Annotated in this window: 25 protein-coding genes; 8 read left to right on the top strand and 17 right to left on the bottom strand. The window is 53.0% G+C overall.

The window, feature by feature from the left end; all coding sequences use genetic code 11:
• The first annotated feature begins 574 nt into the window (after positions 1-574).
• Positions 575-1,018 (top strand): GNAT family N-acetyltransferase, encoded by a 444-nt coding sequence (locus XI25_RS11125; RefSeq protein ID WP_046678642.1) that lies wholly within the window; start codon positions 575-577, stop codon positions 1,016-1,018.
• Positions 1,019-1,024: 6 nt separating this feature from the next.
• On the opposite strand, the gene XI25_RS11120 is transcribed toward XI25_RS11125, so the two are convergent.
• From XI25_RS11120 to XI25_RS11095, 5 genes are all read right to left on the bottom strand, one after another.
• A complete protein-coding gene (locus XI25_RS11120; RefSeq protein WP_046678641.1) occupies positions 1,025-1,342 on the bottom strand; it encodes a hypothetical protein in 318 nt (105 codons plus the stop codon).
• Positions 1,343-1,534: 192 nt separating this feature from the next.
• On the bottom strand, positions 1,535-1,894 hold the full coding sequence (gene rplT / locus XI25_RS11110; RefSeq protein WP_046678639.1) for a 50S ribosomal protein L20: 360 nt from the start codon (positions 1,892-1,894) through the stop codon (positions 1,535-1,537).
• A gap of 30 nt (positions 1,895-1,924) precedes the next feature.
• On the bottom strand, positions 1,925-2,125 hold the full coding sequence (gene rpmI / locus XI25_RS11105; RefSeq protein WP_046678638.1) for a 50S ribosomal protein L35: 201 nt from the start codon (positions 2,123-2,125) through the stop codon (positions 1,925-1,927).
• 27 nt (positions 2,126-2,152) lie between these two features.
• Positions 2,153-2,647, bottom strand: coding sequence for a translation initiation factor IF-3 (infC, locus tag XI25_RS11100; protein ID WP_046678637.1), 495 nt, complete (start codon positions 2,645-2,647; stop codon positions 2,153-2,155).
• 318 nt (positions 2,648-2,965) lie between these two features.
• Positions 2,966-4,204: a glycosyltransferase family 2 protein gene (locus XI25_RS11095; protein WP_046678636.1), complete on the bottom strand. Its 1,239-nt coding sequence runs from the start codon at positions 4,202-4,204 to the stop codon at positions 2,966-2,968.
• An 819-nt stretch (positions 4,205-5,023) separates the two neighbouring features.
• Here XI25_RS11095 and XI25_RS11090 point away from each other — a divergent pair.
• The gene (locus tag XI25_RS11090) at positions 5,024-6,151 is read left to right on the top strand and encodes a UDP-N-acetylglucosamine--LPS N-acetylglucosamine transferase (protein WP_046678635.1); all 1,128 of its coding nucleotides are present in this window, start codon (positions 5,024-5,026) and stop codon (positions 6,149-6,151) included.
• A 275-nt stretch (positions 6,152-6,426) separates the two neighbouring features.
• On the opposite strand, the gene trmB is transcribed toward XI25_RS11090, so the two are convergent.
• On the bottom strand, positions 6,427-7,140 hold the full coding sequence (gene trmB, locus XI25_RS11085; RefSeq protein WP_046678634.1) for a tRNA (guanosine(46)-N7)-methyltransferase TrmB: 714 nt from the start codon (positions 7,138-7,140) through the stop codon (positions 6,427-6,429).
• A 281-nt stretch (positions 7,141-7,421) separates the two neighbouring features.
• A complete protein-coding gene (locus tag XI25_RS11075) occupies positions 7,422-7,601 on the bottom strand; it encodes a hypothetical protein (protein ID WP_046678632.1) in 180 nt (59 codons plus the stop codon).
• Positions 7,602-7,939: 338 nt separating this feature from the next.
• Between XI25_RS11075 and XI25_RS11070 the strand changes: the two genes are divergently transcribed.
• From XI25_RS11070 to XI25_RS11055, 4 genes are all read left to right on the top strand, one after another.
• Positions 7,940-8,893 (top strand): TIGR01212 family radical SAM protein, encoded by a 954-nt coding sequence (locus XI25_RS11070; protein WP_046678631.1) that lies wholly within the window; start codon positions 7,940-7,942, stop codon positions 8,891-8,893.
• The gene (locus XI25_RS11065) at positions 8,893-9,477 is read left to right on the top strand and encodes a class I SAM-dependent methyltransferase (protein WP_046678630.1); all 585 of its coding nucleotides are present in this window, start codon (positions 8,893-8,895) and stop codon (positions 9,475-9,477) included. The genes XI25_RS11070 and XI25_RS11065 overlap by 1 nt, the downstream gene beginning before the upstream one ends.
• Before the next feature lie 90 nt (positions 9,478-9,567).
• Positions 9,568-10,536, top strand: coding sequence for a type I phosphomannose isomerase catalytic subunit (locus XI25_RS11060; RefSeq protein ID WP_046678629.1), 969 nt, complete (start codon positions 9,568-9,570; stop codon positions 10,534-10,536).
• Between the two features lie 65 nt (positions 10,537-10,601).
• The gene (locus tag XI25_RS11055) at positions 10,602-11,567 is read left to right on the top strand and encodes an alpha/beta hydrolase (protein WP_046678628.1); all 966 of its coding nucleotides are present in this window, start codon (positions 10,602-10,604) and stop codon (positions 11,565-11,567) included.
• 121 nt (positions 11,568-11,688) lie between these two features.
• Here the strand turns inward: XI25_RS11055 and XI25_RS33690 are convergent, their stop codons facing one another.
• The 3 genes from XI25_RS33690 to recQ are packed head-to-tail and all read right to left on the bottom strand — an operon-like array spanning position 11,689 to position 15,605.
• Positions 11,689-11,859 carry a hypothetical protein gene (locus XI25_RS33690; protein WP_235439825.1) on the bottom strand — a complete coding sequence of 57 codons (171 nt, stop codon included), beginning with the start codon at positions 11,857-11,859 and terminating at the stop codon, positions 11,689-11,691.
• Between the two features lie 39 nt (positions 11,860-11,898).
• Positions 11,899-13,668: a B12-binding domain-containing radical SAM protein gene (locus tag XI25_RS11050; RefSeq protein WP_046678627.1), complete on the bottom strand. Its 1,770-nt coding sequence runs from the start codon at positions 13,666-13,668 to the stop codon at positions 11,899-11,901.
• A gap of 56 nt (positions 13,669-13,724) precedes the next feature.
• On the bottom strand, positions 13,725-15,605 hold the full coding sequence (gene recQ / locus XI25_RS11045; protein ID WP_046678626.1) for a DNA helicase RecQ: 1,881 nt from the start codon (positions 15,603-15,605) through the stop codon (positions 13,725-13,727).
• 194 nt (positions 15,606-15,799) lie between these two features.
• Here recQ and XI25_RS11040 point away from each other — a divergent pair, with 194 nt between their 5' ends.
• Entirely contained in the window at positions 15,800-16,660 is an 861-nt protein-coding gene (locus XI25_RS11040; RefSeq protein ID WP_082112326.1) for a helix-turn-helix domain-containing protein, read from the top strand.
• 98 nt (positions 16,661-16,758) lie between these two features.
• The gene (locus XI25_RS11035; RefSeq protein WP_046678625.1) at positions 16,759-17,220 is read left to right on the top strand and encodes an SRPBCC family protein; all 462 of its coding nucleotides are present in this window, start codon (positions 16,759-16,761) and stop codon (positions 17,218-17,220) included.
• A 365-nt stretch (positions 17,221-17,585) separates the two neighbouring features.
• On the opposite strand, the gene XI25_RS11030 is transcribed toward XI25_RS11035, so the two are convergent.
• From XI25_RS11030 to XI25_RS31270, 7 genes are all read right to left on the bottom strand, one after another.
• Entirely contained in the window at positions 17,586-19,676 is a 2,091-nt protein-coding gene (locus XI25_RS11030) for a glycoside hydrolase family 2 TIM barrel-domain containing protein (protein WP_235439824.1), read from the bottom strand.
• Between the two features lie 182 nt (positions 19,677-19,858).
• Positions 19,859-20,035 carry a hypothetical protein gene (locus XI25_RS34525; protein WP_235439823.1) on the bottom strand — a complete coding sequence of 59 codons (177 nt, stop codon included), beginning with the start codon at positions 20,033-20,035 and terminating at the stop codon, positions 19,859-19,861.
• On the bottom strand, positions 20,011-20,529 hold the full coding sequence (locus XI25_RS34520; protein ID WP_235439822.1) for a hypothetical protein: 519 nt from the start codon (positions 20,527-20,529) through the stop codon (positions 20,011-20,013). The genes XI25_RS34525 and XI25_RS34520 overlap by 25 nt, the downstream gene beginning before the upstream one ends.
• Positions 20,492-20,836, bottom strand: a complete 345-nt coding sequence (locus XI25_RS34515; protein WP_235439821.1) for a hypothetical protein — start codon at positions 20,834-20,836, stop codon at positions 20,492-20,494. The genes XI25_RS34520 and XI25_RS34515 overlap by 38 nt, the downstream gene beginning before the upstream one ends.
• A gap of 8 nt (positions 20,837-20,844) precedes the next feature.
• The gene (locus tag XI25_RS34510) at positions 20,845-21,549 is read right to left on the bottom strand and encodes an extracellular solute-binding protein (protein WP_235439820.1); all 705 of its coding nucleotides are present in this window, start codon (positions 21,547-21,549) and stop codon (positions 20,845-20,847) included.
• Positions 21,550-21,654: 105 nt separating this feature from the next.
• Entirely contained in the window at positions 21,655-23,283 is a 1,629-nt protein-coding gene (locus XI25_RS11020; RefSeq protein WP_046678624.1) for a response regulator, read from the bottom strand.
• The gene (locus XI25_RS31270; protein WP_052759558.1) at positions 23,280-25,055 is read right to left on the bottom strand and encodes a sensor histidine kinase; all 1,776 of its coding nucleotides are present in this window, start codon (positions 25,053-25,055) and stop codon (positions 23,280-23,282) included. Before XI25_RS31270 ends, XI25_RS11020 begins: the two co-directional genes overlap by 4 nt.
• Positions 25,056-25,141: the final 86 nt, after the last annotated feature.

Below are 25,141 nucleotides of genomic sequence, written 5' to 3'. Positions count from 1 at the left end.
TCTCATCTTTGTTAGCAACAAAAAAACCTTTCGTCCTCCACGCCGGATCTCTCCGCGTGAGGGACGAAAGGTTTAGCTTCCGTGGTACCACCCATGTTTGCTTCACATTTCGCAATGCGAAGCCTCAGCAGGTATGAAGACGGCCTCTAACAAGGCTTGAACTTCAATATCTGCGGTTCGTAACGAGAACCAGACGATTCTCCCTAATAGACGCTGACCCATTAATGCATTGAAGTGTCAGATTAGCGTTTTTCAGGAAAACAGCTCCGAGGTGAGCTCGTATAAAAGGGATTTTGGTGGAGGTTGCAGCTGATCCTTCCACTCTCTGAGCAAAAGAGCCCTTTAAACTTCGTCCTCATCATTGCCGATGGAATATGTTCGTTAAAATGTTTAGAAACATTATATGATTCAATGATTCCAGAAGTCAACACATTTATTTTACTTTGTACGTCAGCTTTTCATTCCCCGCCTGACCCCAAACCTCCCTGATGTCCCTCCAAACACCCTTCCAGCCCTTGCTACATACGATAAAACTAACCATGTTAAAACGGCAGCGAAGGGAGGACAAAGATGCATGATTCGCTATCGAAGTCCCGAACACGACGACCCGGCAATTTACCAGTTAATTGAATCCCAGCTGGTCCCGTTATCCCACTTGAGCCCGAAAGAACTGGACAATGTCCGCAGGGAAATACCGGTCAGGCTTCGCCGGGGAGTCACGTTCGTCGCATCCTCCGGTACGGAAGATCGGGTGGTCGCTTTTGTCCATTTTATGATGCACGGCGAGCTGCTGTATATCGACATGTTGGCCGTTGCACCCGATGCTCAGCGAAAACGCTGGGGGGTATCCCTTATGCGGCAAGCCGAGGGCTTCGCCCGGTCGCGCGGATGCAAGCGGGCCAAAGTGATGGTTGATCTGGGAAACGATAAAGGACTGTCTTTTTATCTAAAGCTCGGGTATCGCATGGTGCGGGTCATTTCGCTAAGTCAATGTTACGAGCTGGAAAAATCCTTGTGATAGAGCCTACCAGAAAAATCCGCCGGGCGGATAACCGTAACCGCCATATCCCGCTCCGGGTGCAGAATAACCGCCGTAACTTCCATATCCCCCTCCAAACGGGCCGTAAGCATACGGGGCTGTTCCAATGGCCAGCAGATCAAACAGCACAAGAGGGATCACCGCTTTGGTTTTCACCTTTTTTCCGGCATTCGCTTCGAGGATGAGACGGTTCCCCGACATCCGAACCAGCTTGCCCGTTACGACGCTTCCGTCTTTCTTGTAAGCCGCGATTTGTTTGCCGATATATTGCTTTACTTGCGCTTTACTTACAGGCTTATGCATATTATTCCCTCCTTAGCAGTATAAAACCAGAATATTCGCATAAGCGGGGGGATGCTTGTTTTATCGCCCTGCAAAAACAATAAGGGCACGGGCAGCCAAAAAAAGTACTTTCCCGCTGCAAAGGGCGAAAGTAATTCTGCAAAAAAAAGAACCGCCCGAAACCAATCGGACGGTTCTTGCTGCAGTATAAAATTAAGCATTCACTTTTTCTTTAGCTACAGTAGCCAAAGAATTGAACGCGTTCACGTCGTTTACAGCCAGATCGGCCAGCATTTTGCGGTTGATGTCCACACCGGCAAGCTTCAGGCCGTGCATCATTTTGCTGTAGGACAGGCCGTTCATGCGAGCAGCCGCGTTGATACGAACGATCCACAATTTACGGAAATTGCGTTTCGTTTGACGACGGTCACGGTATGCATATACCAGGGACTTCATGACCTGCTCGTTAGCTGTTTTAAAAATACGGTGTTTGGAACCGAAATAACCTTTCGCAAGCTTCAATACTTTTTTATGTCTACGACGAACCACAAATCCGCCTTTAACTCGTGCCATATCAAAAGACCTCCCAATAAATGTTGTTTACTATTTCAAGTTAGCCAAGCCTTGCTTCAAACGCTTAACATCTCCAGGTGCCATTACAGGGCTGGTCCCGAGGACACGCTTCGCACGCTTGGATTTGTGGGAAAGCAAATGGTTTTTGTAAGCTTTGTAACGTTTCACTTTACCGGTACCGGTAATTTTGAAGCGGCCTTTCAGGCTGCTGTGTGTTTTCATTTTAGGCATTGTACTACTTCCTCCTCTAAATGTCTCTTAGGCTTTGGGAGCCAAGATCATAATCATGCTGCGGCCTTCCAGCTTAGGCTGGCGTTCCACAATGCAAAGATCGGCAACTTCCGTCTTCACGCGCTCCAAAATCTTTTGGCCGATGTTGGCATGAGTGATTTCGCGGCCGCGGAAACGGACGGAGCATTTCACCTTGTCGCCGTCTTTCAGAAACTTCACGACATTGCGAAGCTTCGTTTGGTAATCGTGCTCCTCGATGTTCGCACGGAACCATACTTCCTTGATATCAACGATCTTCTGGTTCTTGCGGGCTTCCTTCTCTTTCTTCTGCTGTTCATAGCGGAACTTGCCGTAGTCCATGATGCGGCAAACCGGCGGTTTAGCCTGAGGTGCCACGTTGACAAGGTCAAGATTAAGATCGATGGCCATTTGCAGCGCTTCGCGAATCGGCTTGATTCCGATTTGCTCGCCTTCCGCGCCGACCAAACGCACTTCCTTCGCCCGAATTTCCTCATTGATCATATGTTCCTTACTGATAGTTCTCCACCTCCGATATAATATAACGTTAATGATGTACCCTAGGAAAGCAGACCGCTTCAGGGAAACTGTCATAAGACAAAAATAAAGGGATGACGGTTTAATCACCGGCATCCCAATTGATACACATCTTAAAAAATGAAGTGAATTCATTCATTAGTTACGTGATCAAACCAGCCAACTTGTGTCGGACAGGTGAGAAGCGGCGCTTCTGCTTGCAATCAGTATTAAGTTCAACAGTCTAAAATAGTTTAGCATGCGATTATCCAAGTGTCAATAGCCTTGTCTAAAAATTTTCTTATCCTAGCCCTGCTTGCTCTGAACTTCCTCAAGCCGCACGACACGCGTATGCTTCGTATGGCTCCACTGTTTGTTGTTTTGCGTAAAGAACGCATAAACGGTGATCGGATACCAGGACACCAGGTAAACCGGAAACAGCACAAGGTATGCGTACACCTTTTTAAACGTGACCTTCTCCAAGACCATGGCGATCATGAACGTAAAGATATTGGCCCCAATGACCGTAAAGCTTAGCCAGAACGGCAGATGGCCATAAAGATTAGAGATATTCGGCCCGTCAAAGAATGAGTTGTCGACCCATATGACGGCCGTCAAAATAAAGGTCAGCAGCACGATGTATACGTTGACCCCGTACAGAGCCAAGTCCAGCTTCACGATGCTGCGTTCTTTTATGGCTCGCCACAGCAGCGGGAAGAAATATCGGCGCGCAACCGTAAAGTGTCCTTGCATCCAGCGGAGACGCTGTCTGGCCGAAGCCTTGAAGGTCAGCGGCTTTTCGTCAAACACCTTGGCGTCGTAGTTAAACTTCGGATACACGCCGCGCATGACACTGCGCATCGTAAATTCCAGGTCCTCGACCAGGCTTGTGGCGCCCCAGCCGATTTCCTTCAGCAGATTGGTTTCAAAGCACATTCCCGTTCCGCCGAGGAAATTCGCCATGTTCAGGTTATGGCGGGACAGCTGCCACAGGCGGTTAATGTACCAGTAGGACACGCCGTAAGCGGCAGTAATCCATGAATCCTCAGGATTTTTGGTATCGATGTATCCTTGGATTACCTTCGCTCCGGAGCAAAGATCGTTGTTCATTTCGATCAGGAAATCCGGATGGGCCAGATTATCGGCATCGAACATGACGACGGCATCGAATTGACGGGGCATCGCCCAAAGCTCTTTAAGCATCCATTCGATCGCATAGCCTTTGCCGCGCAAATTCTGATTCGTGCGGACGCAGGCGTTCATGCCGTGCTCGCGGACGATATCCGCCGTCCGGTCCGTACAGTTATCGCAAATAACAAATACTTCGTATAGCTCTTTTGGATAATTAAGCTGCTTGAGGTTCTCCATGAGAGCCCCGACAACCTGTTCTTCATTGTGAGCCGCAACGAGTACGGCAAAAGATTTGACCGGTTCGTAATGCTTCTTTTTCTTTTTCTTGTACAGTCCAAACAAAGAGAACACAAACTGGTACACACCAACCGCGCCCAAGAAAATTTGCAGCGCGATGAAAATGGCGTCTATCATGATTCTCCGTTACCCCCTTTTATACCCCGAGAATGTAATGCTGATTATCTCTCTAGATTGCTTTTGTCTCTACATGACCCTTGTTACAGTCTTTCTTGCTTTGCCGTCTTTTTGATTTAGCTGTCTTTCTGCGCTGCTCTTTAACGGTGACGTCTTCTCTCTTTAGCATCTTTCCCGTCCCGGTGTCACGGGGCCGTTTCGCACGTCATATCGATTTTCCACACTTTAAGATCATTTGTCAAAAGCGCGAAAAGCTCTAATTCGGAAAAATCCTGTTAAAAAGAGCTTCACTTGCTTACAGCGTGGCAGCAAGCTTCGATTAAACGGCATTAGTTCTTATTTTCATCCGTTTTCTTGCTTTTTATTTCTCCGTCTGCCTAATTTTCTTCGGAAAGTTTGTCCGACCCTAAATTAAAGACGTTTTGAAACCATAAAAAGTTTAAGTCAGGGCTTCAAATTTTTATAAACTTTTACGGCTCGTTTGAATCATTGTAGCTATAACCTCGACACAAGTCAAAAGACCACAGACCCTTCTTTCCGCCAAATTCCGCGTCCGGGAGCCACTCTTCGTTATACTCGGAAAATCTCCATTTCCGCCTCCCCGGCGGCCGGCCTGTTATATCGGGACGAAAGTCCCTGTTGTCAATAACACCAATTTATTTACACTAATTGGCATTTTACGAAATGAAAAACGGGGCTATTGGACATCCCGGACACAAAATTTTTATTGACAAAACCCGGCGTAAGCGGTTGCATTCTACTCTCAAAGACATTATGTTAGGGATATTGAAATAACGCTGCAGGAACGGGTGAAAAAGAGTGGCTAAGAAACGAGTTTTGCTGTTATCCGAGGGCTTCGGGGCCGGTCATACGCAGGCCGCTTACGCGCTCTCCAGCAGTTTGCGCCAATTGTCTCCAAACATCCAGCCCCGGGTGATGGAACTCGGCAGTTTTCTCAATCCCAAAGTGGCTCCTTTGATCATTTCGGCCTACCGCAAGACCCTGACGTCCCAGCCGCGGCTGATCGGTTATATGTACCGGCATCAGAAATCCTTTAGCCGGTTCACCGCCTTGGCGCTGCACCGGATTTTCTATACAAGCACCAAAAATGTCGTGAGGCAGCTGAGGCCCGACATCATCGTGTGCACGCATTTCATACCCAGCGCCGTCATTTCCCGCCTAAAGCGCCTTGGAACTGACGTTCCCTTATGCACTGTCATTACCGACTATGACGCCCACGATACCTGGATCAGCCCCGAGGTGGACCGTTATTTCGTCTCCACCCCCGAGGTCAAGCGGAAGCTGCTGAACCGCGGTGTATCCCAGGCCAAAATCCAGGTGACCGGCATTCCGATCCACCCGGATTTCTGGGAGCATCCCGGCAAAGAAGAAATCCGGGAGAAGTTCGGCCTGTCGGCGATGCCCACCGTCCTTGTGATGGGGGGAGGCTGGGGGCTCATGAACGACCAAGTCGTTCATGAGTACTTGACGAGATGGCGTGATGAAATCCAGGTGATTTTTTGTTTCGGCAATAATGATAAAGCACGGATGGAGATGGAGTCCAATCCCCGCTATCGTCACCCGAATATCCGCATTCTGGGCTTTACCCGGGAAGTCGATAAGCTAATGGAGGTTTCCGACCTTCTCGTTACGAAACCGGGAGGAATGACCTGCACCGAAGGTCTCGCCAAAGGAATCCCCATGCTGTTCCACCATCCCCTGCCGGGTCAGGAAGAAGAGAACTTCCAATATTTCACGGCCCAAGGCTTGGGCGAAGCGATCTCTTCGCTCGAGGTACTCGGCAAATGGATGAACAGGCTTCTGAACGATTATGATCGGATCGTCCATCAGCGGGAACACAATCTGAACAATATCCAGCGTTACCATCCGATGCAGAGCGCCCGGAGCATACTCGAGATGCTCGATAATGAAAAGGTGCACCCCTAAGAGGGAGTGCACCGGAGCTGTCGAATTTTCGACAGCTTTTTTAAGAGATAAGAAAGTATAAACTTCAGGGGTTTGCCATCCTTATCTCGCAAGAAAAACTTCCGCTAAATGCGGTCTGTCTTCTCAGAAAGTACGTCGATAGACGTTTTTGTTATCGAATTGCCGAACGGCAGCCGCAGTCTTGCCTGGCTTCGCTCTTGAATATTTATCTTCTATAAATAAATAGATCGCGCAAACGCTATCATAGCCCCGGCGGGATGTTAAGCCTCAGGATTTTAGATTCCATATTTTTTCAAGCGATCCTTCCGGTATTCCGCAAGCGCCTCCGGACCGACAATAACCTCGCAACGGTGGATATTCATCCCCTGCCCGACAAACTTCGTTTCATATTCCGTCATCACGAATTCCTCGTTAATCCCGTCCCTGTGCAGGTCCAGGGAAATATTGGTCATCTGCAGGCCGTAATCCGCAAAGGAATTCAACGAAAATTCGAACAGACTGACCGAATCGGTCTTAAAATGAATCTGGCCGCGCTTATTCAATATCATTTTATATTTATCGAGGAACCTCGGGTGGGTTAACCGACGGCGGCCATGCTTCGCCTTTGGCCAGGGATCGCTGAAATTCAAGTAAATCCTTTCGATCTCCCCCGGCTCGAACACCTCCTCCACGTTCTCGATGTTCATCAGGGCAAGCTTCAGGTTCGGAGGTGTCTCCACATCCTCTTCGGACCAGGCATTGCGGCCTTTCTCGCTTGCCCGGCGGATGAGCTCGTCGTACATATCGACACCGATAAAGTTGAAATCGCGGTGTTTGTAACTCATCTGACTGATAAACTGTCCTTTGCCCATTCCGAATTCCACATGAATCGGCTTGTCGTTGCCAAACAGGGAAGCCCACTTCCCTTTATATTGCCGGGGGTCAAGAACGACCAGATCCTGCTGCTGCTCCAGATTTTCCCGGATGCCTTTTCTTCCGCGTAGACGCATGTTATACCTCCGAAACTTCGCTATGAATTAACTTATACTGAAATATTGTGACGAACTTGTCCGCAAAAGTAAAGAGCCAAGTAAAAACGACGTCGTCCTTCTCAAAGGAGAACGGCGTTTCTCCTGAAAATACTGGCCGAGTCAGGGCATGCCCCCGGATTTTACCCACCCCTGTTTCAAAAGAAAGAGGAACGCCTTTTCTCCGCAAATAACAGAGAACAAGGGTTCCTCCCTCTTTATATTTGGAATTGGGGTTCCGCGATAGTTAAACTGTGATTAGTCTACCTTTCTTCGGGTGCAAAATCAAATGTCTTTTCAAAAGCGGCCCGGATTTTTCGCTGGGCGGAAGCTTTGACCTCGCGGTTGGCGTTAAATTCCACGCCTGTCAGCGCCAGTGCTTCATCCCGGGTAAACTCCACAGCAATTCTTTCTTTTGGCTCAGTATTAACCGTTGAATTCATTGCAATCACCTCACGGTATCAGTATATCCATGATGAAGCATCATTATGAATTCCACTCGCTGCATATGGTTTACCCATTATGCGGCTTGATGAAACGGCTGCTGCATAAAAAGTTTTGCAATCGGTGTAGGAACCGCGTTTAACGGATGTTTTTCTGCAATATAATGAACTCCGAGATTTTATGCTTTCCTATATCTTAACAATATCCCGTACCGTGATCAAGAGATGTTCTCGGGATGTTTTGGGACGCATGACGCCCGAAGCCGTTTTTTGATACAATACATAGTAAAATGAATGGATACTATGAGAAATATCCCAAGACCGCAAAGGAGAACTGCATGAATACACCGCTCACTTCCGTCCCGCTGCTATGGGGCGATAAACGATTTCATACATGGAACTACGAAATGCGCAGCCAGTTTCGGGATAAGGTGTTCAAGGTCATGCTTGATGCCGGTTTTACCTGCCCCAACCGGGACGGCACCATCGCCAAGGGAGGCTGCACCTTCTGCAGCGCCCGAGGCTCGGGCGACTTTGCCGGACGCAGGCGCGACGATCTGGTCACCCAGTTCGACACGATCCGGGACAAGCAGCACCTGAAATGGCCCAACGCGAAATATATCGGGTATTTTCAGGCCTATACCAATACCTATGCACCGGTCGAAGAGCTTCGGGAATATTATGAGGTCATCCTCCAGCAGCCGGGCGTAGTAGGCCTTTCGATCGCGACCCGCCCGGACTGCCTTCCCGATGACGTCGTCGAATATTTGGCCGAACTGAACGAGCGCACCTACCTGTGGATTGAAATGGGGCTGCAAACGATCCACGACTCCACCTCGGAGCTCATAAACCGGGCGCATGACACCGAATGCTACCTTAAAGCCGTCGAGAAGCTGAGAAAGCATAACATCCGCGTCTGCACCCACATCATTTACGGGCTGCCGCAGGAGGATCATGAAATGATGCTGGCTACAGGCCGGGCCGTCGCCGGCATGGACGTTCAGGGGATCAAAATCCACCTGCTTCATCTTATGCGCAAAACGCCGATGGTGAAGCAGTATGAAGCCGGCCTGCTCCGATTTCTGGAACAGGATGAATACGTCAAGCTGATCGTCGACAGCCTTGAAATGCTTCCCCCGGAGATGATCGTTCATCGCCTGACGGGCGACGCGCCGCGCGACCTTCTGATCGGACCGATGTGGAGCCTGAGAAAATGGGAAGTGCTGAATGCCATCGATGCGGAGCTGAAGCGCCGCGACACATGGCAAGGCAAGCAGTGGAGGGAGTCCTGATGGGCTTCCTTTCCGTTTTGAGCTTCGCCCATAAGCTCGCCGCAGAACGCCTCAAGCCCGGCGGCATCGCCATTGACGCCACGGCGGGAACCGGGGCGGACACGCTGTTCCTGGCCCGGACGGCTGGGAACCGGGGCCGAGTGTTTGCTTTTGACATTCAGGAGGAAGCGCTGGCGCTTACACGCCAGCGCTTGGCCAAGGAGGACATGCTCGCAGAGGTGACGCTTTTTCACGGCAGCCATGACCGCATGAAAAGCTTAATTCCCGCGTCATATCAAGGAAAAGCATCCGTGGTGATGTTCAACCTGGGGTACCTCCCCTCGGAAACGTCGGATAAGACCGTCATCACCTCTCCGGACAGCACGATACCGGCACTGGAGGCTGCATTGGAAATGCTGGCGCCGGGGGGCGTCATTACCATTGTCCTGTATCCGGGCCATGATGGCGGCAGCCTGGAGGCCGCGGCCGTGGAGGCATGGGCTTCTTCGCTTCCCCAACGCTCCGCGCAAGCGGTTATGTACCGCGGCATCCAGCGTCCCGATGCGCCTTATCTTATTGCGCTGGAACGAAAAAAGACGTTATGATAGGTGGTGGCGTCTACCGGCGTAGTCTCACGGTGGACAAATGTACACATGGATTTACCACAACTTTGGCGAAAGGTAGTTGAACACAACATGACGAAACCGTATCCGCTGTTATTTCAACCTGAATTTAAAGAACGTGTATGGGGAGGACGCGCGCTTGAGCAGTTCGGCCTGAGCTTGCCCGAAGGCCATATCGGCGAAGGCTGGATGATCGCCGACCATCCGAACGGAACCACCGCGGTCATCAATGGCGACCTCGCCGGATTGGGTTTGGACCAGGTTCGCGAGCAGCTGGGCCGCGAATGGTTCGGTACGAAAGGATTTTCCGAAGTCAACGGACGCTTCCCGCTCCTGATCAAGCTGCTGGACTGCAATGACGATCTCTCCGTACAGGTCCACCCGACCGACGATTATGCAGGCCTGCCCAAGGGGGAGCTCGGGAAAACCGAAATGTGGTACGTGCTTGACGCGAAGCCCGATGCCAAAATCATTTACGGCCTGAAGGATGGCGTAACCCGCGAGGATTTAAAAACCGCTTTGGAAAACGGCACGGTCATGGATTCCCTTCAGGAAGTGCCCGTAAAAGCCGGCGATACGTTCTACATACCTGCTGGTACCGTGCACGCCCTTTGCGCCGGCGTCGTGGTAGCCGAAATCCAGCAAAACTCCGACACGACGTACCGGATTTACGATTACAACCGTCCGGGACTGGATGGCAAGCCCCGCGAGCTGCACATTGAGGATTCCCTGAACGTAACCGCTTATGAAGGGTCGGGAGCTACCAAAATGAGCACCGACAGCGCGGTGCCGGGCGAATGGCTGAAGCTGGCAGAGTCTCCTTATTTTATCGTTGAAAAAGGGATCGTGAGCGGCCCGTGGAACCTCAAGACGACCCAGGACAGCTTTACGATTCTCGTGACCTGCGACGGTGAAGGCTCACTGAAATGGAATGGCGGGTCCCAACCCTTCACTTCCGGCCAGTGCTTCCTGCTCCCGGCGAACCTCGGGTCTTACACGCTTGAAGGAAACGCAACCGTCCTCCGTTCTTATTTGCCTTAATAGAGCGACGGCATTCTGTAACGTAAGGAACCCTATCCAACCATTTGTGGAGGTGCCAAATCGCGATGCAGACCGAAACCTTTACGATGTTAAACGATTCGGGAATGAACATTTTCGTGTATAAATGGCTGCCGGAAGCCGACAAGGAGTTCAAGGCCGTCGTCCAGATTGCTCACGGCATGTGCGAAACCGGGGAGCGCTATGCCGAGTTGGCTTCCCTGCTGACGGGACACGGTTATGCCGTCTACGTGAATGATCACCGCGGACACGGCAGGACGGCAGGAAAGCCGGAGGCGCTGGGAGACGTGGGCGAGAACGGTTTTGAAGGCATGATTGAGGATCTGATCCTTCTCTCAGGAGTCATCCGGGAGAAGCATCCCGGGCTTCCCCATTACTTGCTTGGCCACAGCATGGGCTCTTTTCTTACCCAAAAGATCATGTGTAAGCATGGGGAAAAATTTCACGGCTTTATGCTGTCAGGCTCCAACGGTCCGCGCGGCCTGCTCTCCTTCGGCCAGGGCCTTGCAGCCTTTCAGGCCAAGATTCAAGGAGAAACCCACCGCAGCCTCATGCTGAATACGATCGTCTTCGGCCCGTATAGCAAAGGCTTCGGTCTGATCCGGACTCCTTTCGATTGGCTGTCCAGGGATGAAGAGGAAGTCGATCGTTACGTGAACGATCCGTACTGCGGCGAGGTGTGCACCGCCCGCTTCTTTCGGGATTTTTTCGGGCTGCTGCGGCAGATCCACAAACCCAAGCTGCTGAAGAACCTGGCCAAAAACAAGCCGGTTTACATTTTCTCCGGAGATGAGGATCCGGTAGGCATGCGCGGAACAGGCGTGCGCAAGCTCATTGACCTCTATCGGGAGCTGGGCGTCCAGGACCTTGAATATCGCCTATACCCCGGCGGAAGGCATGAAATGCTGCACGAGATCAACCGGGACGAGGTCGCCGAGCATGTGCTGGACTGGCTTGAACGGCACACGCCCCAGGCTGGCGGGAAGCCTCCTGAAGCAAAACCCGCGATGTAATCACATATGTACTTTAAATACGGAAAAACGGCTGGGAGTCCGGAATGGACTACCCAGCCGTTTTTTATGCGGTATGACGATGTTTAAACTTCACGCAAGATTTCCTGCGGCCTTCCACTCCCTAATCCTCCGGCGTATGATCCAACGCCAGCCGGATCACCTGCGTATAGTCGCCGCGCTTCACTTCTTCTTCGGTCGCTTCTTCCTGAAGAACCTCATTCGGCCCCATTCCCGGTGCCGCCTTGGGTTCTTCCTGCATCGACGGTTTCGGCTTGTTCGAACGCATCATCATCCCTCCTCTTTACCTTAGAGTTCCGGATGAAGGTCCATTTTAAACCGCCTTTGTAAAATATTGAGGGCGTCCGTCTTCCGACTGCTGATACAGAACGACCAGCATCGTGCGGCGTGCGTTCCCCTGTTGTCCGTCATTTTCGGTACCCGAACTGTTCCGGTGTATAACGGCGTCCAAATCAAAAGGCAGGACTTCGATCATCGCATGCTTTTGCAGTTCCCGCTCGCTGACTTCCAGCTTGGCGAAACCTGCGGTAAAGTCCTCCGCCTGATCGACAACAATCTTCAAATGATTGGCCCATTCGTCTTTATCCAAAGTAAAATCCCACCAGATTTTACGAGGCTTATATTTATGTCCCAGGAAATAATCGAATTTCATCAAGCCGGAAATGACGTCCATACGCGGCGTCTTCCTATCCTCAAGGAAGGAAGTTAGACGAGTGAACAAATCCTCCAGCTGATGTCCGATTTTTTGCCAGCCCCGGGCTTCCCAGTAATCTCCGAACTCCTGGAAAAAGTCGAACGGTGAAGGAAATTCATGCGTCATCAAGTATTTCAGCGTGTAATCCATACGATGTGCATTCCAGTATTTTTCCAGCACGTCTTCGAGCCTCTTCAGCCGCACGATGTCCGAAAACGGCAAGACGTCGCTGCTGAGGATTTCATACGGCGCATGATCCATATAGGTGTAATGGTATTTCGGCGCATCGATCCGCAGTCCGGTTCCGCGCAGCATTTTCAGAAAGCCCAGCTGCAGCTCCTCCGGCCCCAAGGCAAACACGTCATTGAACGTTTTGCGGAACGTGTCGTAGTCTTCGAGCGGCAGGCCCGCGATCAGATCCAAATGCTGGTCGATTTTGCCGCTTTCCTTGATTTTGGTCACGGTGCGCGTCAGCTTGGAAAAATTCTGTCTGCGCTTCACCAACTCGTTCGTCGGATCGTTGGTCGATTGGACGCCGATCTCGAAACGGAATATGCCCGGAGGCGCATTTTCCGCCAAATAATCCAATACTTCAGGACGCATGATGTCAGCCGTAATTTCGAATTGGAAAACGCAACCCCGGTGGTTTTCGATCAAAAAACGGAACATCTCAAGCGCATAGTCTCGTTTGATGTTAAACGTGCGGTCCACGAATTTGATCAGCTTGGCACCGTTGTCGATCAGGTAGAGAATGTCGGACTTTGTCCGCTCGATATCGAAATACCGGACGCCCACCTCGATGCTCGACAGGCAGAACTGGCAGTTGAAGGGACAGCCCCGGCTCGTCTCGAAGTAGACCACGCGGTTGCCGAGACTCGGTATATCCTCCGCAAATCGGTACGGAGAAGGAAGATCTTTCAGATCAGCCTTAGGCCGCGGAGGATTGATGATCACTTCATTCCCTTTGCGGTAAGCGGCACCGTAAACGAAATGATATTTCCGGTCGCCTTCGATTTCCTTGAGCAGGTGATTGAGCGTTTCTTCCCCTTCGCCCATGATGATGAAATCGACATTTCGGAGACGATTCATCCAATATTCCGTATCGTAGGACACCTCGGGTCCGCCCAAAATAACCGTTACCTCGGGCATTACCTTTTTAACGATATCAATAACTTTGATCGTCTCTTCGATATTCCAGATATAACAGGAGAAACCGATCACGTCGGGTTTCCGCTGAAACAGGTCGGAGACGATATTCATGACGGGATCCTTGATCGTATACTCGGCCAGTTCAATATCGAAATCCTTGTCGCTGTAGGCCTTCAGACAGCGGATCGCCAGCGATGTATGGATGTACTTGGCGTTTAATGTGGACAAAATGACTTTCATGGTTCACGACCTTCGCTAGTTTATTCCGGTTGCTGCTCTATCCTCAGCTTATCCTTTTATTCGTAATCGTAGGCAGAATCGCCATGTTCCATCCCGCCGGACTGATTCTGGAAGAACTCCAGAAACGGCTTTCCGTATTTGCGGAATTTCACTTCCCCGACCCCTTTGACGTTCAGCATTTCGTCTTCGGACTGCGGGCATACAACACTCATTTCCCGCAAGGTCGCATCGTTAAAAATGATATAAGACGGCACATGCTCCCGGCTAGCCAGCTCCCGGCGGATAAGCCGCAGCTGCTCGAACACCGTTTCATTAACGGCCGACGGCGAGGCATCCCGGCTTCCGCTCCGGCGCTGTCCCCCTGAAGCCTTGGACGGACGGGGCACCCGCTGGGTCACTTCCCGCTGGCCCCGCAGAACCTCGCCTGCCGCGCTCTGCAACCTGACCACGGGATACTGCCCTTCCGTCAGGGCCAAATACCCTTCCGAGATCAGCACGTTGATCGTCTCGGCGATTTCCTTCTCGGTACGGCCCGACATGACGCCGTATGTCGGCAGCCGGTCAAAGCCGTATTCCAACACTTTCTTGGCTCTTGAGCCTTTTAGCACGGACGATACCATGGAGACCCCGAAGCGTTCGCGCATCCGGTGAATACAGGAGAAAATTTTCTGGGCATCCACCGTAATATCGACCAGCTCACGGTCATCCGTGCAGGAGCTGCATGTCCCGCAAGGCCTGTCCTCGTGCGATTCCCCGAAATAGTCCAGCATGGCGCTGCGCAGGCACCGGGTCGTGTAGCAGTAGTCGATCATCTGCTGCAGCTTCCGGTACTCGTTCAGCTTGCGGCCTTCGTCCTGCGGATTTTGCTCGATCAGGAATTTTTGGGTCATAATGTCCTGGGCGCTGAACAGCAGGATGCACTGGCTCGGCTCCCCGTCGCGGCCGGCGCGGCCGGCTTCCTGGACGTAAGATTCCATGTTTTTCGGCATATTGTAATGGATGACGTAGCGCACGTTGGATTTGTCGATCCCCATGCCGAAGGCATTGGTTGCGACGATAACACGGATATCGTCATACAGAAACGCTTCCTGGCTGGATGCTCGCTCCTCGTCGCTCATTCCCGCATGGTAGCGCCCTGCGGCCAGCCCTCTCAGCTGCAAACGCTGGCACAAGTCGTCGACCTCCTTGCGGGTGGCGGCATAAATAATGCCGGACTCGTGGGTATGGGAAGCCGCATAATCCAGCACGTACTCGCGCTTGTTCTCCCCGCGGAGAACAGACATGTGCAAATTGTCCCGTCCAAGGCCGGTTACGAACACCTGCGGGTCTTCAAGCCGCAGCAGGCGCTGCATGTCCTCCATGACCTCCGGCGTGGCCGTAGCCGTAAAGGCGGCCAGAATCGGACGCTCCGGCAGTCCCTTCACGAACGGGGCAACCGACAAATAGCTTGTGCGAAAGTCGTGTCCCCACTGGGACACGCAGTGCGCTTCATCCACCGCAACGCACGAGATATTCAGCTGGGCCATCTCCTCCCGGAACCAATCCAGTTCCAGCCGTTCCGGAGCTACATACAGAAGCTTGAGTTCCCCTCGCTGGGCGGCACGGATCACGTTATTGACTTCCTTGCCGGTCAACGTGCTGTTAATGTACGCCGCGGAAAGCCCCGCGCTCAGCAGCGCGTCTACCTGGTCCTTCATCAGCGAGATGAGCGGGGAAACGACAAGCGTTAATCCCGGAAACATCAGGGCAGGGATTTGGTAGCAAATCGATTTCCCCCCGCCCGTTGGCATAATGCCGAGCGTATCGCGGCCTTCCAATAAACTGGCGACGATCTTTTTCTGGCCCTCGCGAAAATCGGGATAACCGTAAAATTTTTGCAGATATTCCCTTGCCGTATTCAAATCCATCGGCTTCCGGCGGTTTTCTTCCACATTCATCAATTCAAAAACTCCTTATATCAGCCTTAAAGGCGCTTTGGGGACACTTTTGTCGGCATAAACCTTTATCCTTTAAGTTTACCGGGCTTTGCGGCGACGGGCAACCAAGAAGAATGATTTAGCAATGATGAATGGTCCGCTCCGCCTGCGTATGATATAGTTAATTGGAAAACATTTCTTGGCGGAGAGATACTATGGACGATAAAAGTTTCAACCCAACGGAACAGGGGGACGCGGGCGCTCCCCATGACCGGCAGCTTCCGTCATCCCCTTCCCTAAACGAGGATCACCGGGTTGCCGTGGAACGGGTAATCGAGTACATGAAAAAACACATGGAGGAGCCTGTCACAACCGCGCAATTAGCCGCACACGCAGGCTACAGCCCATATCATTTTACAAGGGTGTTTAAAGCCGTTACCGGAATATCGGTGCGCCAATACCTTTCCGCCCTGCGGATCGAAGCCGGAAAAATCCGGATTCTGCAAGAACAGTCCCTGATGGTTAAGGTGCTCCGGCGGATCGGCTTCAGCAGCATCGGCTCGTTCCAGACCCGGTTTAAGGATTACGTGGGATTGCCCCCGAAAAAGTTTCGCTCCCTGTCACGAACCCTTCACGGTTACGTCAACCAATATGAGGACATCCCCCTTTCCTTTCCGGAACAGGGGGATGCGGAAGCCCTCCCCAGGATCCGCTGCCGTATCGAGGCCCCGCCGTCATTTCGCGGCATCATTTTTGTCGGCCTGTTCCCAAGGCCCATTCCGGACCGGAGGCCGGCGGCGGGAAGCGCGCTGAACATGCAGAACCGGACATGCACCTTTTCGGACGTTCCTCACGGCACGTATTACCTGCTTGCCGCCGGTATCCCTTGGAGCCTGAATCCGAAGGATTATTACCTGCTGGACAAGACTCTCCGCGCCAAACACGATAAGCCCATTCAGGTCGATTCGGGAACGGACCTTCAGTTCAGCCTGACCCTCCGGGAGCCGCTTCCCTTCGATCCCCCTATCGTCATCAATCTTCCCCTCCTGTTGTTTGAGAAGAAGAACCGGAAATAAAAGCGCAAAGCAGAAGAATTTCCGTATCCGTTTACGCGTTATAATCCGGCTAAAGGCTTGACTTCGTTTATCATTTTGCGAAAACAGGAGGATGCTGCATGGATATCGTGAAGGAAATCCGAATTGCCGCCGACCGCAAGCTTGTATGGAAAGCATGGACGGAGAGCGAAAGGATTACGCAGTGGTTCGCGCCGGAGGCGCACATTCAGCCCGAGGTCGGAGGGGCTTTCGAGCTGTATTTCAACCCCGGCAATAAAGACGTCATGAGCACCAAGGGCTGCAAATTCATAAGGCTGAATGCGCCTGAAACGTTGGCATTCGAGTGGAAAGGGCCGGACCCCTTCGCCGCAGTGATGAATGAGGCGGGGAACCTGACGGTGGTTGAGGTTGTCTTGGAAAAGCTGGACGGCGGCACGGCCGTCCGGCTGCGCCATAGCGGCTGGGGGGACTCCGCGGACTTCGAACAAGCTAGGGCTTGGCATGTGGAAGCCTGGGAGCAGATGCTGGGCAGCCTGAAATCCAGCATGGAAGCCGGCGAAGGCATTCTGTGCTGCCAGTAAGGAGGAATCTCTATGGCGAATTTTTGCGTTATCTCCATCAACGTACCGATATGGAGAAAGCAACCCGGTTCTAAGCGGATATCAGCTGGCGAAAAATGACTTAAGGGCATACTGGGACAGCTGATGATATGCGCCTGGCAGTCTACCGTGCATCAGACGAAGCCAGCGCTTCCCCTAGACGGAGAAGCGCTGGCTCTTTATTGAAAATTCAGTCGGTAAATCAGCCCCATCCATATCACCGTTTATTTAACATTAAACAGTTCCCCAACTTTGTTTGCGATTCCCGAATTCGCAGGTTCTCCGTCCTTTTCTTGAATCATCTGATTCTTGAGGATGGCGAAAAGGCCGGCACGCGCTTACCTTCGTCAACGGCCGGCCATGGCCCCGTAATCCCGCTTCAAACGCTCCTTCACCGGTTTTTCAAGCGAACGGTCCATATGGTACAGCCCCATCGTCTGCACCCACTGGCCGTGATTCACGTACCAGTTGTACATCGGCCAATAGTCGATCCCGGCGAGATAGCCGTCCGGACGCTCATCGGCTTCCGGGGTGATCGCGGATTTTTCTGTCAGCGCTCTGAACGTTTCCTTGTACATATGCTCTTGGATGTCGACCTCGCCATTATCTTCCCTGCTCCAGTACCCATATTCGGTGTTTAGCAGCGGTTTGTCCGGCCATAGGCGGTGCGCTTCCTCCAGGAAGCGCTTCGTTCCTTCGTACGGCTCGCCGCCGTGGAAAATGCCGAAATACATCGTCCACGCCGCCACGTCGAGCGGTTCCATCGACTCGTCATGGGCGCCCGGCTGGTCTGCCGCCGCGCTTTGCGTAATCAGCCGCCCGTCGTTATAGCGCTCCCTCACATCCCCGACAAGACGCTCGTTGTAAGCCTTGCGCAGCTTGACTTCCTTGCTTTCGTTCTGCGTGCTCCACATGAGCACGGAGGGGCGGTTGTATTGGGAAAAAATCATTTCCCGCCACATTTGATCGGACAAGCCCTTCTTCTCCTGCGTCTCGTAATGGATCGTCTCAAACTGCCACAGCGGAATCTCGCTCATGGCCGCCAGGCCCAGCCGGTCTGTCAGGATATACGTATAAATATGGTTAGGGTAGTGGCCGGTGCGCACCATGTTCGCGTTCAATTCCCGGACCTGCCGCAGATCCGATAGAATCCGCCCCCATTCCGCCGTCCGCCCGTATCCGGGCCACTCCTCATGGCGGGCGATCCCCCGTAGGAATACCGGCTTGCCGTTCAGATGGATTTGGCTGCCGGACGTGCGAACCGTGCGAATGCCGAACTGGGCCGACAGCGAATCGGAATGCCCTTCCCCTTCATCATTCGACAGCGTAAGCTCGGCCACGTAAAGGTTCGGCTCCTCCATGCTCCACAGCTTCGGCTCTTTGACCCGGACATCCCAGACGACGGCAGCCTTGCCATAGGCTTTCAGTTCCATCTTCCTGGCGTCCCAGCCTTCAGCTTCGGCAGCCGAAGCTTTGATCGTATCCGCATAAGGAGAAGCCAGCCGCAGGTCCTCCTCGGTTACGGCCTCAAACAGCCGTCCTTCCAAAAAAACGGATGCATCGCGATCGGATCGGTTCTCCACCACCGCCTTGAACCGGAGAAGCCCCTGTTCGTTCACGGGAACGATATCCAATCGGGAGACGTGCGTTAACGGCGCGGCTGCCAGATAGATGTCCTGAATGACGCCCGTGTAGTTGAAAAAGTCCGTATCCTTCAGTGCCGGGATCGTGTCGATTCGCGAACCCCACGGCGGATTGTCGACACGGATGGCCATGGTGTTGGTCCCCTCCTTCACCAGAGGAGTGACGTCAAGGGCAAACGGGGTAAACCCGCCTTCGTGGTAACCCGCCCATCGGCCGTTTACCCAAATGTCGCATACATAGCTGATACCCAGGCTTTTTAACGTAACCGATCGACCGGACCAAGACGCATCCAGATCAAAAGTGCGGCGGTACCATACCCCGTTCTCGTAACGTTCCGCGCCGGACGGACTCTCCTCGCCCGTCATCCCGTTCTCCGGCTGCGGAAGGCTGACCGTCCACCAGGATGAATCGTCAAAGCCTGACGTCGTGCGCCCTCCGGCCGCGTCCTCCACGCGTTGTACCCACGCCTTGCTGCGGGGGGACATGGACAGCTCATGATCGCTGTCAAACCGTTCCTTGCGCCAGTCGCCGTTCAACGACAAGGTACGTCTGCGCTGCGGCTCAAAAGTGGGTACGGGTATTCCATTTTGCACGGGGATGTATTCCTCGCCGGATTCCCGGACCGTCAGCGTCGGTTTCAAATATCCTCCTTGCACCGTCTCCGGAAGTTGATTAAGCATGTTTCTTCCTCCATTTCGTCCGTCTTTCCATGGTGCCGTTCCGCACATGGTGGCCGCTCCTGCGGCAAACAGGGCCGCGAACAGCCAAATCATCAGCTTGCGTTTTTTGTTCATGCGCCCACCCGTTTCCTTGATTCCGTATGAGGAGCAAAAACGGCTTCGCATCTTTCCCGTTCCGGACGAAGACGTTTCTCGCGAGAAAAAACGTTAAGCTGCGTAATAATGGATAATGTCGATGCCTGCCTGTTCAATTTTCGAAAAAAGGACGCTCTTCTTGAGACGTCCTCTCCTTCGGATTATTTACCGGACACGGACCGGTACCATTCGTTGACTTCCTTCGTGACCTGTTCCCCGCCGTTTTGCTTCCACTTTTCCACGAACTTGTCAAACTCGTCAGCCGGCAGCTTGCCGTAGATGATTTTATTGAACGTTTCCGATTCCGACTGTCTCAGCAGATTCCACTTGCTCTGCATCGTCGGCGTCGCGCGCCGTTGAAGTAGTTTTTGCGGCGGATGTCCTTCTGGTCCATCACGACTTTGGCGGCGTACCAGTTCTCGGGCTTCCGCTTCTGTGCCAAAAGCTTTTCGTAAGGCGTCGCAGGCTTCTCCCCATTGGCCAGCTTGACCAGGGACGACATGTACAGGTCCGGAATGACGGCCGGGTTGTTGTTGAAGCCGGTAATGAACATAAACTCGTTGTTATACTCCTTCACTTTGGCCGGGTCGCTTGTCGGTGTTCCGTCCACGATATCCCAGTCGTACCCTTTGGCGAAGCCGTGCTCGAATTCTCCGCCCTCTTTCGGGTTGGCATAATTCTCGAGCAGGTAATTGTAATATACGAAAATCGCTTCCGGATGCTTGGCATGCTTGCTGATCAAAATATTGCCGTTCGCGCCCGAACTGCTTCTCCATTTGGTTCCGATCTTTCCGTCAGGTCCCGCAGATCGGGTATGCCTTGTATTCCGCATGCGGCACGTTCTTCGTCAAATCCGGAGCCGGCCAATCGGGAACCCACTGCGCACCCGGCAGGATGCCCGCATTCCCTTTGGTCCATATTTCGGCGGATTTGCCTTCGTCCCAAAGCGCCGTATCCGGGTGAATGTAGCCTTTTTCCATCCATTCGCGAAGCTTGGCCAGCGCCTGCTTCGTCCCCGGATGAACGGAGCCGTACTGAAGCGTTCCGTCCTCGGCCATGTTCCACTGCTCCGGCACCTCGCCGTAAGCGGCAAACACCCATTCAAGCGACCCCATCCAGCTGTTGTACCCGACCTTCATGGCGCCCGTTAGAGGGAACACCTGGTCCGGGGATAGCCGTCCGGATTGTTGTTCTTGAACTGCTCCATGATGTTTTCCAGATCGGCTATCGTCTTAGGCGCGGACAGATTCAGCTTTTTCATCCAATCCTCGCGAAGCCAAAGCACGGTGTTGTCGTTGTCCAAATTTTCCAAAATGGGCAGGGCGTATTTCTTGCCGTCTTTCGCATACGGATACCAGATTTCAGGGTGCTTCTTGGCATGTTCCTTATAGATCGGCGATGCGTACTTCTCAAACAGCTCGTCAATTGCCATAAACTCTTCCGAATCAATCAGCTGTCCGATGACGACGGGATCGTCATAATACGGAACGAAATCCGGGATCTCCTCTCCGGAGGACAACGCCAGCTGAAGCTTTTGTTTATACTGGTCGGTATTCGCCGGCTCCCAGATGTTTTTGATCTTGATGCCAAGCTTTTCTTCCGCCCAGCGGCTGTGGACATTGTTCTCCTTCGTGTCCCCGTTTGTATACTTGCGCTGGCGCCCGACGCTCGTAATCTCGATCGGGGCTTCGTATTTTCCGTCCTTGACGGCCTGTTCGGCCGACTTCGCCTGCTCCTCGCTCTGCTGCGGCGTCTCTGGCTCTTCTGCCGTACCCTGACCGCACGCCGCCAGCAAGCTGACGGACAACACGGAAATGAGCAGCAGCTTAAACCATGACTGATTTCTCTTCATTCCTGATCTCCCCTTAATGGTAATGGATTAGATAGGCTCATCTTAACAACCGGGTGTATACGTTTCCATAAGGGTTTGTTGTGATTGATAAGAGTTTGTTGTTCATTACGGCTGCGGCTGGTGGCGTTCACGGTATTCCTGCGGCGTCATGCCGTAATACTTGCGGAACACCTTGATGAAATAAGCCGGGTCGAGATAACCGATCCCCTCGCAGATCTCGTATATTTTCAAATTCGTCTCCGTCAGCATCCGGCCGGCCCGCTCCATGCGGACATTCATCATGTATTCGCTCAGGCTTTGCCCGGTTTCGAGTTTGTAGATTTTGGACAGGTGGGTCGGATGCATATGCACCTCGTCCGCGATCGCCCGAAGCGAAGCATCGATGTGCAGGTTTTTCTCGATAAACAAGTGCACCTTGCGGATGACCGACTGCCTGCTGCTCTGCACTTCCATCTTCTGCAACTCGCGGATCAGGCGGAACGCATCCATCGACCACTGCTGAAGCGCCGCAATGGAACGAAACGGTACAAAATCGCCGAGAGCCGCCATGAGCTCGGGGGCCGCATCCCTTAAGTAAGAACCGCTCCGGTGAATCAGCTGGATGTAAGCCCCGCTGATCTCCATGCCGGCGACGAGAAGATGCTCAAGCGATTCCGGCCATTGGCTGCCAAGCTCCCCGAACAGCTCAAAGAGACGCTGTTCCGCCTGTTCCCACTGCGACATTTCCAACAGATGCAGAAGGCTCGGCGCGTATTGCAGCGTCCGCAGCGATTTCGGCGCAGGGCTCGCGGACGGCGATTCGAACAGAATCAGCTCCCGGCGGTCGCCGACCTGCTGGCGGAAAGCGGCGACGGCCTTTTCATAAGCGGTGCTGACGCCATCCGGAAACGCAAGCCTTTCGGTAAGATGCAGCGACACCGGCTCCTTCAGGATCGATTTCAGCTTCTGCTGCAGCCCGAGCAGCACTTTTTCCAGAAGATGCAGCACATCCTCTGTCTCCAAGGCGCCTTCATGCGGCTTCAGCAGAACGACGAGATATCCCCGGTCGTCCCGGCAGCCCCAGACGTGAAACTCGGGAGCCATCCACTCCCCGGTAATGTTCAGTACGGCAAACTCCACCCAGCCGCGGTCCTGGTCTGTCGGCACGGCTGGGGTCATTTCGTTCTCCAGGCGGACAAGCAGCATCCATGCGGAATCCTTCCCGCCGAAAGGTATGCCGTACCGCTCCGCCTGCTCCTCCCATGGGCCGGACAGCCTCCTTCCCGTCAGCACGGACCGAAGCAGATGGCTTCGGATCAGCGGCAAGCTTTCGCCCAGGGAATACTGCAGCTTTTGAACGACCCGGCGGTCGCTTTCCCGCTGCTTCAGCTGCTCCAGCGCCTTGTTGACTACGCGGAACAGCTCCTCGTCCTTGACCGGCTTCAGCAAATAGTCAAATGCCTTCAGGCTCATGGCCTGTTTCGCATATTCGAATTCCGAATAGCCGGACAGCAGCAGGCATACGGTTTCAGGCCTTTTCTTGGCAATCTCCTCGATCAGCTCCAAGCCCGTCAGCTCCGGCATCGAAATATCGGTAATGACAATGTCGATCGGGTAAATATCGATAAGTTCCAGCGCTTCGAACGGGGAGTACGCTTTATGCACCACGTCGATCCCGAGCTCGTTCCAAGGCTTATGGTCCGCCAGGTTGTCCACCCAGTGTGCCTCGTCATCCACAATCATCAGATGTCTCATTCTTCTTCCTCTCCTTTGCCCGCTTCCGGCTCGGATCTTTCCGCGGCCTGCCCGCACCACGTGATTCGGACGACCAGGCCGCCGCCCCCGGCATGATTGATCGTTAGGTCCGCTCCTTCGGCGTACCGGTGCAGAAGCCGCTGCCTGACGTTCCACAGCCCGTAGCCGACCGGCGGGTTTTCCGGCGCCAGGACCGCCTGCTGCAGCTCCGTCAGCTCCTTGCCGGTCATTCCTTTGCCGTTATCTTCTACTTCAAGCCATATATAGTCGCCCTGCCTTCCGCCCCGGATAGCAATCAACGCCGGGCGGATGGTCCCGCTCAATCCGTGAACGATCGCATTTTCTACCAGCGGTTGAAGAATCAGTCTTGGCACAATCAGCGATTCCAGGGATTCGGGAATGTCGGTTTCCACCCGCAGGCGAGGATTCCGCATCCGCTGAATATCCAGATAGCTGCCCACGACGGCAAGCTCGTGTTTCAGCTGAACCTCCGAAATATCGATTCGGGTCATGTACCGGTAGTAATCGCTCAAATTATGGGCCATGGTCACGGCCGCCTTATCCTGCTTCATTTCGATCATGTTGATGATGAAACCGAGGGAATTGTACAGAAAGTGGGGATTGATCTGTGCCTGGAGCTGCTTCAGATAGGCATCCTTCGCGCGCAGCTGCTCCATCAGTATATTTTCGATCAGCGTTTTCATCTGCTTGCTCATCTCGTTAAAGCGGCCGAACACGAAATTGAATTCATCCTTCCGGTCCGTTTTGATCTGTATGGAGTAATTTCCGGATTGAATGCCTTTCAGCCCCCGCATGAGCCTTTTCATCGGCGACAGCACCTGGCGGTACAGCATGTAGGACATCACGATCGAAAGGATGAACAAGACGGCGAATACCGCATAGAAAAAACGGTTCACGACGGACAGCGGCTTCATGGCATCGCTGAGGAGGGTGCAATCGATCATGTACCACTCCAGGCTGTTCGATTTGACCCCGGTCACCAGATAATTTTGGTCTTTCGCCTTAAACGTAAACTGAAAGGAATTTCCGACGTTTCGATTTTTCAACTGCCCGATCATCAAATCCGTCATGGACGGGTTTGCCCCGCTGGCCCCGATATATTGATCCTTCATGTCGTACAAAATCATCGTGCCGCGGTCCGCCTCGGTCGCCCGGTCGAGCGTCTCCCTGATGTTGGTTTCCGGAAAGGAAGCACCGACGATCGTTGTCGCATGATGGGATTTATCACCCCGGATAATGCCGTCAAGCGCATACCGGTAAAAGCTGCGCCCTCCGCCTTTTCCCTCCTTCAACCCGCTGGGCATCAGCTCCCATTTGGCGGACAGTCGGTCCGTAAACAGATTTTTCTGGAACACGCGGCTGTCGAGGGCGATCATCTCCTGATTGAGCACGGAATAGACGCCGTACGAGCTCTTCCACTGGGCAAACGTATTTTCTTTATATGCCATTTTGTCGAGAATGGCGGAACGGTTCTCGATCCGGTCATAATCGATCGGATCCATATAAACCGAAGCAAACTGCTTTACGGAGGAATCCGTCAGCAAAATCAACTGAAAATCCGTCATTTGCTGGACTTTGTTGTCCAGCTCGCCGGTCAGCAGCATCAGCTTCTGCAGGCTGGAACGGCGGATTTCATCCTGCAGGATCGTTGTTGTGCGCTGGTGGGCAATCCCGTAAACCGACATGATGATCAAAAACACAACCGCCAAGCCGAGATTCAGCTTCCTGAACAGGTTACCACGAAAATTCATTGGATTTGCCCCTTTTCTCCCAAGTGCCTAAGGAAACCCTACCAGACTAACAACGCCATATAGGCACTGCCCCTGCCTGCTAGTAA

This window comes from Paenibacillus sp. DMB20 (assembly GCF_000987955.1).
Lineage (GTDB): Bacteria > Bacillota > Bacilli > Paenibacillales > Paenibacillaceae > Paenibacillus_AQ.
This window is presented reverse-complemented; position numbering and strand designations above follow the sequence as displayed.